The 9,820-nt window shown below is 72.6% G+C and carries 10 protein-coding genes; 3 read left to right on the top strand and 7 right to left on the bottom strand.

Annotated features, from left to right (window positions below; all coding sequences use genetic code 11):
- Positions 1-74: 74 nt before the first annotated feature.
- Positions 75-2,387 carry a (Fe-S)-binding protein gene (locus tag ACTIDRAF_RS0217435; protein ID WP_016700009.1) on the bottom strand — a complete coding sequence of 771 codons (2,313 nt, stop codon included), beginning with the start codon at positions 2,385-2,387 and terminating at the stop codon, positions 75-77.
- Between the two features lie 157 nt (positions 2,388-2,544).
- Between ACTIDRAF_RS0217435 and ACTIDRAF_RS29510 the strand changes: the two genes are divergently transcribed.
- A complete protein-coding gene (locus ACTIDRAF_RS29510) occupies positions 2,545-2,949 on the top strand; it encodes an SMR family transporter (protein WP_016700008.1) in 405 nt (134 codons plus the stop codon).
- Positions 2,946-3,527: a TetR/AcrR family transcriptional regulator gene (locus ACTIDRAF_RS0217425; protein WP_016700007.1), complete on the top strand. Its 582-nt coding sequence runs from the start codon at positions 2,946-2,948 to the stop codon at positions 3,525-3,527. The genes ACTIDRAF_RS29510 and ACTIDRAF_RS0217425 overlap by 4 nt, the downstream gene beginning before the upstream one ends.
- Positions 3,528-3,651: 124 nt before the next feature.
- Here ACTIDRAF_RS0217425 and ACTIDRAF_RS29505 read toward each other — a convergent pair whose 3' ends face one another.
- The 3 genes from ACTIDRAF_RS29505 to ACTIDRAF_RS0217410 all read right to left on the bottom strand — a co-directional run bounded on the left by ACTIDRAF_RS29505 (position 3,652) and on the right by ACTIDRAF_RS0217410 (position 7,100).
- Positions 3,652-4,614, bottom strand: a complete 963-nt coding sequence (locus tag ACTIDRAF_RS29505; RefSeq protein WP_016700006.1) for a TetR/AcrR family transcriptional regulator — start codon at positions 4,612-4,614, stop codon at positions 3,652-3,654.
- An 836-nt stretch (positions 4,615-5,450) separates the two neighbouring features.
- Positions 5,451-6,269 (bottom strand): LLM class F420-dependent oxidoreductase, encoded by an 819-nt coding sequence (locus ACTIDRAF_RS0217415; protein WP_016700005.1) that lies wholly within the window; start codon positions 6,267-6,269, stop codon positions 5,451-5,453.
- 441 nt (positions 6,270-6,710) lie between these two features.
- Positions 6,711-7,100, bottom strand: coding sequence for a winged helix-turn-helix transcriptional regulator (locus ACTIDRAF_RS0217410; RefSeq protein ID WP_016700004.1), 390 nt, complete (start codon positions 7,098-7,100; stop codon positions 6,711-6,713).
- 94 nt (positions 7,101-7,194) lie between these two features.
- On the opposite strand from ACTIDRAF_RS0217410, the gene ACTIDRAF_RS0217405 reads away from it, so the two are divergent.
- Entirely contained in the window at positions 7,195-7,605 is a 411-nt protein-coding gene (locus ACTIDRAF_RS0217405; protein WP_016700003.1) for a RidA family protein, read from the top strand.
- A gap of 493 nt (positions 7,606-8,098) precedes the next feature.
- On the opposite strand, the gene ACTIDRAF_RS29500 is transcribed toward ACTIDRAF_RS0217405, so the two are convergent.
- The 3 genes from ACTIDRAF_RS29500 to ACTIDRAF_RS0217390 form a co-directional block, all read right to left on the bottom strand.
- Positions 8,099-8,683 (bottom strand): putative immunity protein, encoded by a 585-nt coding sequence (locus ACTIDRAF_RS29500; protein ID WP_016700002.1) that lies wholly within the window; start codon positions 8,681-8,683, stop codon positions 8,099-8,101.
- 134 nt (positions 8,684-8,817) lie between these two features.
- Positions 8,818-9,174, bottom strand: a complete 357-nt coding sequence (locus ACTIDRAF_RS0217395) for a hypothetical protein (RefSeq protein WP_016700001.1) — start codon at positions 9,172-9,174, stop codon at positions 8,818-8,820.
- A gap of 53 nt (positions 9,175-9,227) precedes the next feature.
- On the bottom strand, positions 9,228-9,820 hold a 593-nt coding region (locus tag ACTIDRAF_RS0217390; protein ID WP_016700000.1), incomplete at its 5' end, for a MerR family transcriptional regulator.

Below are 9,820 nucleotides of genomic sequence, written 5' to 3'. Positions count from 1 at the left end.
CCTGGCGGCGCGGGACGGCGCTGACGGGAGCGGGTGGGAGGGGCGCCGCGCGGGGCGCCCCTCCCACCGCCGTCTCAGCCCCGGGTGTCCTGGTCGGGCAGTGGCGTGCCGGTCGGCGTCTCGTCGGTGGGCACGTCGGCCCGTCCGTCCGGCGTCGTGCCGGCCCCGTCGCTTCCCTGCCCGCGGCGGACGGCGGAGAGCAGCAGCTGCGCCACGTCGACCACCTCGACGTTCTCGCCGGCGGTGCCCTCGTTCTGCCGCTGGGTGACGCCGTCGGTGAGCATCACCCGGCAGAACGGGCAGCCGGTGGCGATCTTGGTGGGGGCGGTGCCCAGCGCCTCGTCGACCCGGTCCACGTTGATCCGCTTGCCGATGCGCTCCTCCATCCACATCCGGGCGCCGCCGGCCCCGCAGCACATCGACCGGTCGGCGTGCCGGGGCATCTCCCGCAGCGCGGCGCCGGAGGCGCCGACCAGTTCGCGGGGCGGCGAGTACACCTGGTTGTGGCGGCCCAGGTAGCAGGGGTCGTGGTAGGTGACGTCCTCGGCGACGGGGGCCACCGGGGTGAGCCGCCGTTCGCGGACCAGCCGGTTCAGCAGCTGGGTGTGGTGGACGACCTCGTAGTTCCCGCCGAGCTCGGAGTACTCGTTGGCGAGGCTGTTGAAGCAGTGCGCGCAGGTGGCGACGATCTTGCGCTTACCGGCCGGTCGGCCCTCGAAGACGCCGTTGAGCACCTCGACGTTCTGCTGGGCGAGCATCTGGAACAGGAACTCGTTGCCGGCCCGCCGCGCCGGGTCGCCGGTGCAGCTCTCCTCCGGTCCGAGCACCACGTACTTCACGCCGGCGGTGTGCAGGAGTTCCGCGACCGCCCTGGTGGTCTTCTTGGCGCGGTCCTCGAAGGCCCCGGCGCAGCCGACCCAGTACAGGTACTCCACGTCGTCGGCGAGTTCGCCGTCGAAGACGGGGACCTCGAAGTCGAGGTCCTCCGTCCAGGCGAGGCGGTCCTTGGCGTTCTGCCCCCAGGGATTGCCCTTGTTCTCCAGGTTCTTGAACATGCCGCCGAGTTCGGTGGGGAAGTTCGACTCGATGAGCACCTGGTAGCGGCGCATGTCGACGATGTGGTCGACGTGCTCGATGTCCACCGGGCACTGCTCCACGCAGGCCCCGCAGGTGGTGCAGGACCACAGCACCTCGGGGTCGATGACGCCGCCGAGTTCGCCGTTCTCGCCGGGCTCCCCGACGAGGGGCCGCTCGGCCTCGGCGAGGGCGAGGGCGTCGATGCCGGCGAGCCGGGCCTCGGCGCCGTCACCGGTGATGCCGACCTCGTCGCCGGCCATGTCCTTCCGGCCGCCGGCCATCAGGTAGGGGGCCTTGGCGTAGGCGTGGTCCCGGAGGGCGGTGATGACGAGTTTGGGGGAGAGGGGCTTGCCGGTGTTCCACGCCGGGCACTGGGACTGGCAGCGTCCGCACTCGGTGCAGGTGGTGAAGTCCAGCCAGCCCTTCCAGGTGAAGTCCTCGACCTTGCCGGCGCCGAAGGTGTCGGTGTCCGGGTCGGCCTCCTCCAGGTCGAGGGGCTTGCCGTCGCTCATCATCGGCCGCAGCGCGCCGAGGGCCTGCCCGCCCTCGGGTTCCCGCTTGAAGTAGATGTTGACGAAGGCCGCGAAGCGGTGCCAGGCGACGCCCATCGTGATGTTCCTGGCGACGACGACGAACCACAGCATCGAGACGAGGACCTTCACCGTGGCGACGAGCAGGACCCCGGTTTCGAGGGCGCCGGTCGAGGCGCCGGAGAAGGCCAGGACCAGGGGGTAGCTGGCCAGGAAGCTCGCGGAGTAGGAGTCGGCGCCGAGCAGCGCGCCTTCGAGGCCCCGGAGCAGCAGCACGCACAGCGGGATCACGAGGATCACCGCTTCGACGAAGTAGGCCTGCCGGAAGTTGGACCCGGCGAAGCGGGACACGCGGTCGGGGCGGCGCGGGTGGTTGAGCTGCCGGATCACGATCAGCGTGAGGATGCCGATCAGGGTGGCCGCGGCGAAGAACTCGATCACGACCTCGAAGACGATCCAGTGCCCGATCAGCGGCAACGCGAAGGTGGGGTCGAAGAGCTGGCCGTACCCGGTGGCGAGGGTGGGGACGAGGAGGACGAAGCCGGCCGCGACGAACCAGTGCGCGGCACCGACGACGCCCCACTTCAGCATCCGGGTGTGGCCGAGTGCCTCGGTCAGCATGGTGCGCAGCCGGGCCCCCCACGGTCCGTTCCTCGTCGGGTCCGGTTGCCCGAGGCGGATCGTCTTGACCATGCGGGTGATGGCGCGCACGAACAGGGTGACGGCGTACGCCGTGGCGGCGAGGCAGATCGCCACGAGGGTGAGCTGGAGAGCGCCCATGCTTCCGGCCTCCTGATCGGGACTGTTCCCCGCAGCCTAGACCAGGTTACCGGCCGGTAATAACTCCTGGCGCTGTCGGTGTGCCCAGTTTTCGCGGCCTCCGACCGTGCGGCCGTGCATAATATGGAACAAATGTTCTGATTGTTAGGGGGTTCGCATGGTCTACCTGCTGCTCGCCGTCGCGATCGCCGCCGAGGTGACCGCGACGGTCGCCCTCCGCTTCTCCGAGGGCTTCTCCCGCCTGATCCCCTCGATCATCGTGGTGGTGGGCTATGTGATCGCCTTCCGTACGCTGGCCGAGGTGCTGAAGCGGGGGATGCCGATCGGCACCGCCTACGCGATGTGGGCCGGGATCGGGGTGGCCGCCGTCGCCGTGATCGGGGCGCTGTTCCTCGGTGAACAGCTGACGCTGGTCAAGATCGCCGGCCTGGTCCTCGTGGTGGGAGGTGTCGTGCTCCTCGAACTCGGGGGCGGGCACGGCGACCCCGGGGCGTCGTCCTCGGTCGCCGCCGAGGCGGACCTGGACACGGGCGGGAACGGAAGGACGGGAGCGCAGGGGTGACGGCGGAGTCGCGGGACGGACGGGTGGCCAGGGGTGACCGGCGCCGTGCGCTGATCGTCGCCGCCGCCGTCCGGGTGGTCGAACGGGAGGGCGTGGCCGGGCTGACCCACCGCGCGGTGGCCGCGGAGGCGGGCGTGTCGCCGACCTCGACGGCCTACCACTTCGCGACCGTGGACGACCTCATGGTCGGCGCGCTCCGGGCATCGGTGGAGGACAGCGCGGGCGGTCTGCTCGACCAGGTGCGGCGGACCGCGACCGATCCGGTCCGTGCCCTGGCCGACTACGTCACCGTCCACCGGGGGCGGGCCATCGCCGAGTACGAGCTGTACCTCCAGGCGGCCCGCCGGCCCGCGCTCCGCCCGATCGCCAGACAGTGGTTGGACGCCCTCTCCGAGGTGCTCCGACCGGTGGTACCGGACGAGACGGCCCGGCGCGCCCTGGTGGCGACCGTGGACGGCCTGCTGTTGCAGTCCCTGCTGTCGGACGAGCCGCCGAGTGAGGCGGAGATGCGCGCGCTGCTCGGGCACGTCGTGCGGGTCAGCGGCTCCGACACCGGACCGGCCGCGCCCCACGGTTGACCGCCCCCTCACCGTTGACCGAGTCGGACGGTTGACGGGCCGATATCGGTTCCCCCGAGCCTGGTGGGCCGGCCGGGAGCTGCCGGCCAGGGCGGGGGCCCTCCGCCGGGGCGGGGGCGAGGGGTCAGGGCGCGGTCGACCCGGTGCGGCCGTGGGGCCGGGGGCGGTCGCCGCCGCCCGCCCGGCGCGCCCGGTAGGCACGCTGCTGGCAGGCACGCGAGCAGTAGCTGCGGCGCCGGCCGGTCGGCGCGAGGACCAGTTCGGTTCCGCAGCTGAGGCACCGCGAGTGGTTCCGGGGGACGACCGTCCCCGTCGCGGAGCCAGGTTCCAGCGCCTCCCGCGACAGCGCCTCCCGCGACTGGGACTCCTGGGCGGCGACCAGGGACTCGACGCCGTCCAGCAGCCGTGCCAGACCGAGTTCGAACGCGGAACGGGGGTCGGGGGTCGCTCCGGCCGCCGCCATCTTCGCCAGGTTCGGGTAGTTGGTCAGGTCGAAGCGTCGCCAGAACGGCGAGCCCGCTGACCGCCAGCCGTTCTCCCAGGTGCCCGCACCCTCCACCGACAGCCTGGCGGAACCCCGGACATAGCCGTCCACGGCCTGGGCCAGGTTGACCAGCTCGTCCTCCGGTAGCCCCGTCGCCAGCAGGACGTCCAACGCGGCCTCGTGGGCCGCGAGCATGTTGGGCCCGGGAACCGCCCGGTGCGTGGAGATCTCCAGGACCCAGGGGTGGCGGTGGTAGAACTCCCAGTCCTGGCGGGCACGGGCCTCCAACCGCACCCGCCAGCCACCGGCCAGGTCGTAGAAGAGCGAGAGCTCCCCGTACGCGCGGTCCACCATCACGTCCACCAGGTCGTCCCTGCTGGGGACGTGGCGGTAGAGCGACATCGCCGTGAAACCGAGCCGGGCCGCGACCGCGCGCATCGACACCGCCGCCAGCCCACCCACGTCGGCCATGCCGATCGCGGTCTCCGCGATCCGTTCCCGCGTCAACCGAGGTCGACGGCCACGGTCGGAGTCGCCGGTGGTCCCCCACAACAGCGCCATGCCGTGCGCGAACGTCTCCTGGTTCGTGCTCTTCGCCGCCATCCCACGTCCACCGGTCCTCGACGATTACCCGGAGTATGTATACAGCCCACACCCGTGGTGTACGGCGCACACCTCGGCCCTCGGCGCGTCCCGTCGGCTTCGGCGTCGACTTGCGCCGCTGAGGCGGGGGCGGTGCGGATTCGGCCGGGGAACGCGGGCGCGACGGCGTTCCCGATTCCTGGCGAGCGGGGTGAACCGGAGCGGGGAGGCGATTTCCCCGAACGTCGAGGCGGCGCGGGTTGGTTTTCCCTCACCCGGCGGACGCCAGCGCACGCGCGATGCGTGGATGGTCGTCGGAAACCCGATTCCGCCGTCGTCCGCACGGGCGCTACCACGGCGGCGCGCCGGCCGCCACCGCGCGAACCGGGCCTGGTCAGCCGGTGGAAGGATGGCGTCTAGCTCGTCGGAGGGAGCCAGGCCACGCGCCGCCGAGGGGCGGTATCCCGCCACTCGGCTTCGAATGCCCACGGGCGGGAAGGGTGTCCCGCCCGCTTCCCGTGCCGGCGAGGAAACGAGAAGGCCCGAGGAGTGGCATCGCTCCGGAGTGGGCTCACCATTCCTCGTGGGGCGAATGCGGAGTCGGCCGACGGCGGAAAGGGAAGGAGAATTCGCCGGATCAAGGGGGCGGGCCTCGGTGGAATGGGAACAGGCTCGGCTCGCTGCTTTCTCCGGGCGATCGGCGCGTGACGGAACCGGACGCGGGGTTCCCTCACGCCGCCGGGGAGCGCCGGTGGCGTCCTGGCGCGGCGTCGGAGCGCCGAGACTGGCGACAGCGGGCGGGCACAGCACCGTGACCTGGTCGTTCCTCCCGGCGGCTCCGAACGGGACGCCGGTGTTCAGGTGGAGGCGAGCGAGGCCAGGGCGTCGAGCCTGCGCAGGGTCTCGTCACGCCCCGCCGTCTCCAGGTCGAACAGGCACCGGCCCACGCCGGCCTCGGCCAGCTCGGAGATCGTCGCGGGGTCGTCGGGAGTGCCGAAGACGGTCACCGGCAGGTCCCTCCCGGCCTTCGCCCGGACCTCGGTGACGCGGGCCGCCAGTCGTGGCGTGTTGGCCCGGGGCAGCCATCCGTCCCCGTACTCGGCCAACCGGCGGAGCGCCGCCCGGCTCTCGCCGCCCACGTAGATCGGCGGATGCGGCGTCTGGACCGGCTTGGGCCACTGGTGGATCGGGTCGAGGTCGACGTGCTCGCCGTGGAACTCGGCCAGTTCCTCGGTCCAGATGCGCCGGATGGCCAGCACCCGCTCGTCGAGGAGGGCGCCCCTGGTGGCCGGGTCGGTGCCGTGGTTGCGCATCTCCTCCTTGTTCCAGCCGCCGCCGACGCCCAGGATCGCCCTGCCGTCGGAGATGAGGTCCAGGCTGCTGACCTCCTTGGCGGTGTGGATCGGGTCCCGTTGCGGGATCAGCGCGATCCCGGTGGCGAGCACGAGCCGCCGGGTGACGGCGGCGGCCGCGCTGAGCACCACGAAGGGGTCGAGGGTGCGGTAGTACTTGCGTGGGAGCTCACCGCCCTCCGGGTAGGGGCTCTCCCGGCTTGCCGGGATGTGGGAGTGCTCGGCCAGGAACAACGCGTCGAAGCCGCGCTCCTCCAGAGCCGTGGCCAGGTCGACGGGGCGGATGCTCTCGTCCGTGACGAAGGTGGAGACTCCGAACTTCATCCTTCGAGGGAAACACGATCCGCCCGGCGGCGCCGATGTCCACGAGGACGAGCTGATCCGTGCCAGCACCGGCGGCGGTCCGCGGGTGTCAGCTCGCCGCCCGGACGTCGCGACCAGGGCCGGACGGGCGCGCGCTGGCGGTGAGGGGCGGCCCGAGGCGGACGGGCAGCCCGACGCCCGTCCTGGTGCTCGCGAGTCGAACGCCGGCATGCCCGACGGTCGCCCGACACCGACACCGACACCGACACCTGGCCCGGCGCTGCTGCTGTCGGCGCCCTCGCCGGTTCTCGCCGAAGCGGTCGGGCGATGCGCGTCCTGGGACCACCGGTCGCCCGGACCCCGGTGGTCGCGTGGGGGCCCGGGTGGCAGGCGAGGCTGGGGCGAGTCCCACCAGCACGACGTCGAGGTGCTGCGCCACCCGGGGACGGCCAGCCGCTGGTGCTACCCGCTCGCTGGGTCGGCCTCGTCGTCGAACCGGGCCCGAGCCCGGCGGACGGCCGGCAGGTTCGTCGAGCTCCAGCCCAGGAGGGCGTCGATCAGGTCCTGGAGTGTCTTCCCGAGCGGCGCGATGTGGTACTCGACCGCCACGGGACGGGTGGCCGTGACGATCCGTTCGACCATGCCGTTGCGTTCCAGCCGGCGCAGGGTGGTGGTCAGCGACTTCTGTGTGACCAGGGGGATGGCTCGGCGGAGCTCGTTGAAGCGGCGCGGGCGCTCGCACAGCGTGTCCAGCACCAGCAGCGACCACTTGTCGAGCACCTGGTCCAGCAGTTCGCGGTGTTCGGTGGTGACCTTCGGGTGCTCCGGGGCGGAGGGGGTGGTTTCCTGCACGACACCTAGTCTCGTTGAAGTGCCCTTCGGATACCAGGTACACATTCGATACCAGCTGGTTCCTGCTCGTGTTCCTCGATCGAAAGGGCGAACCATGGCCGTGCGGCTGTTGACACCCGAGGGAATGTTCCAGCCGGTCCCGTACCACCACGTCTCGGTGGGCACGGGATCCCGGCAGATCCACGTGGCGGGTCAGATCGCCCGTGACGCCGAGGGCAACCCCCTCGCCACCGGCGACCTGGCCGGGCAGGTCGCCCATGCCCTGCGCAACACCGCGCGGGGCCTCGCCGGCGCCGGCGCGACCTTCGCCGACGTCGTGCGGCTGCGCTTCTACGCCGTCGCCTGGGCGCCGGACAAGATGGATGCCTTCGTGGCCGGGATCCAGCAGGTCGCGGACGAGATCGGGCTTCCGAGCCCGCTGCCCCCGGCCTCGCTGATCGGCGTCGACTACCTCTTCGAACCGGACGTCCTCGTCGAGGTCGAGGCCGACGCCGTGCTCGACTGACGCCGTCCGGAGGGCCGGGTCCCGCGTTCCCCCGAACGAACGCTGGACCCGGCTCGGTGGCGGTCGGCTGAGGTCCGGTTGGCCGGATCCCGCCCGGGCGGGAGGCCACGCGGTGGCAGGTCCGGTCGGAGGTCATCGCCGGGGACGGCCAGGGTCCGAGCCGATTTCGGCCAGTGCCCGCGCGGTGGACGTCCCCGCTCCGCCAACTCTGCCCACGCGGCGCCCATCGCTGGAAGGGAGCGAGCTGGGCGGAGGCCACGGACAGGGCACGACGGGGGCAGGACGGCGCCAGGAGCCCAGCGTGTCCAGACCGATCAGGTGGCAGCTGCCGGTCGTGCGGCAGGTCAGCGGTGTGGGGCGAGCGCGCCCTGGCGGTGGCACCGGGCCCGGCAGCTCCGCGCGTTCCACGCCGAGAAGATCCTCCAAGAGCTTCCTCCCGGCCGGTGTCGCCGGCCCCCGAGTGACGGCAGGGGCGGGCCCTGCGCCAGTCCGATCAGGACCGGACCGCGTCGCTGCCCGCCGCCAGCTCCCGCAACGACGTGTCCAGCGCGCGTAGGAGCTCACCCACCCGGCCCCCGCCTCCCGGGGCCGCCGGGTAGCGGGTCAGGACGTCCACCACGAGGGGGCCGGCCAGTCCCCGGGCCCGGACGAGGTGGTCGGCGGCGACCCCTGGGTCGCCACCGGCGTCGAGCTCGAACGCCCGCGCCGCGTGGGCTGCCGAACCGAGGATGTGCTTGACCTGGGTCGCCTTCGCCAGGGGGTGCAGGAACGCCGCGCTGGCCGAGGCGACCGCGGCACGCGCTGCCTCCCCCGCCGACGGTTGCCCGGCGTCGCGGGCCTCCTGGTACGCGCGGAGCGCCGCCCAGGCGCCGTCCCGGATCACCTTCGTCCGCCTGGCCCCGCCGGCGAACTCCCGTGCGGCGTCGATCGCGGCACGCGGACGCGGGTCGTCGGGACGGTGCCGTTCGAATATCGCCAACGCCGGAAGGGCGCAGGCCACCGCGAAACCCGCGACCGCGCGCAGGTCCGCCGTGCTCAGGTCGACCGTCAGGCTCTCGTCGGTACCGCCGTCATCCACTCCTGCGACCGTATCGTTGGAGTACCGGTTGAGCCTTGGCGACGGGAGTGCCAGCACGGCGTGGGCGGAGTGTCGAACAGGGAGGCACCGCAGAGGTGGGTGGATCGCCGTTCGGGCGCGTGCCCGCTGGCGGTTCACCCCGCCGCCGATCCGGCCCCCAGCGGAGCGTGCGGCCGGCGCGACCGCCGTTCACCACGGCCGATCCGCGTCCGGCACGCCCCGTAGAGCAGGTGCGGATCGGGGATCGAGTACGTGGGCAGCCACCGCTGGAGCCAGCGCGGATCGACGGGGACGCCGGTCTGGCGCTCGAGCTGCGCGAGGCAGGTCGGGCGGGCGAGGTCGAGGTCCACGTCAGGGCCGAGCGCCCACTCCGGGCGGATCTCGTGCTGGTGTGGATCAGGCGCACGAGGGTAGCGGTGATCGAACCAAGCGGTGATCCTGCCGTTCAGCGCCTGCGTGACGAGCCCGACGCCGTTCATGTTCCAGTACACGCTGAAGAAGGCGCCTCCGCTCGCCGAACATCGACGGGCGATTTCCGGGAACCTCAGCTCGTCCTCTCGACCAGGGAGAGGTAGGCGTCGAGTTGGGCTGCCCCGGCGAGGAGGTGGCGGCTCCGGGCGGTCAGTCGGCCCTGCCAGGAGACGAGGAAGTCGGCCAAGGCGGCCGGGTCGCCCGCCTCACGCAGGGATTCGAGGAACCGGGCGACCTGGTGCAGCAGGTAGCCGCCCCGGCGCAGCTGCCGTGCGATCTCGGCGTCGCGCACGGCGTCCGGCCCGTACTCCCGGTGCCCCGTGGCCCGGTCGCGGGTGGGACGCAGGATGCCGGCCGTCTCCCAGGTGCGCAGCGTCGCCGGGTGCAGGTCGAGCCGGCGCGCGAGTTCCCCCACGGTCAGCGCACGCCCCCGGATCGGGGTCGGGGCACCGGTGGACAGGGCCTCGAGGGCGGCGGCGACCTCGAGGCGGGTGTCGCGTTCGGTGAACAGCGCGACGTGTGCCGCGTCGAGGAGCCGGTAGGCGGAGTCGCTGTCGCCGCGATGGGTGGCCCGCATGATCTCCACCGCGGCCTGGTGGCCGTGCCCGCCGCGCAACGCGAGGAACGCCCGGAGGGCCTGCGCGTGCAGCCGGGTGTAGCGGCGGG

The organism is Actinoalloteichus spitiensis RMV-1378, assembly GCF_000239155.1.
Lineage (GTDB): Bacteria > Actinomycetota > Actinomycetes > Mycobacteriales > Pseudonocardiaceae > Actinoalloteichus_B > Actinoalloteichus_B spitiensis.
This window is presented reverse-complemented; position numbering and strand designations above follow the sequence as displayed.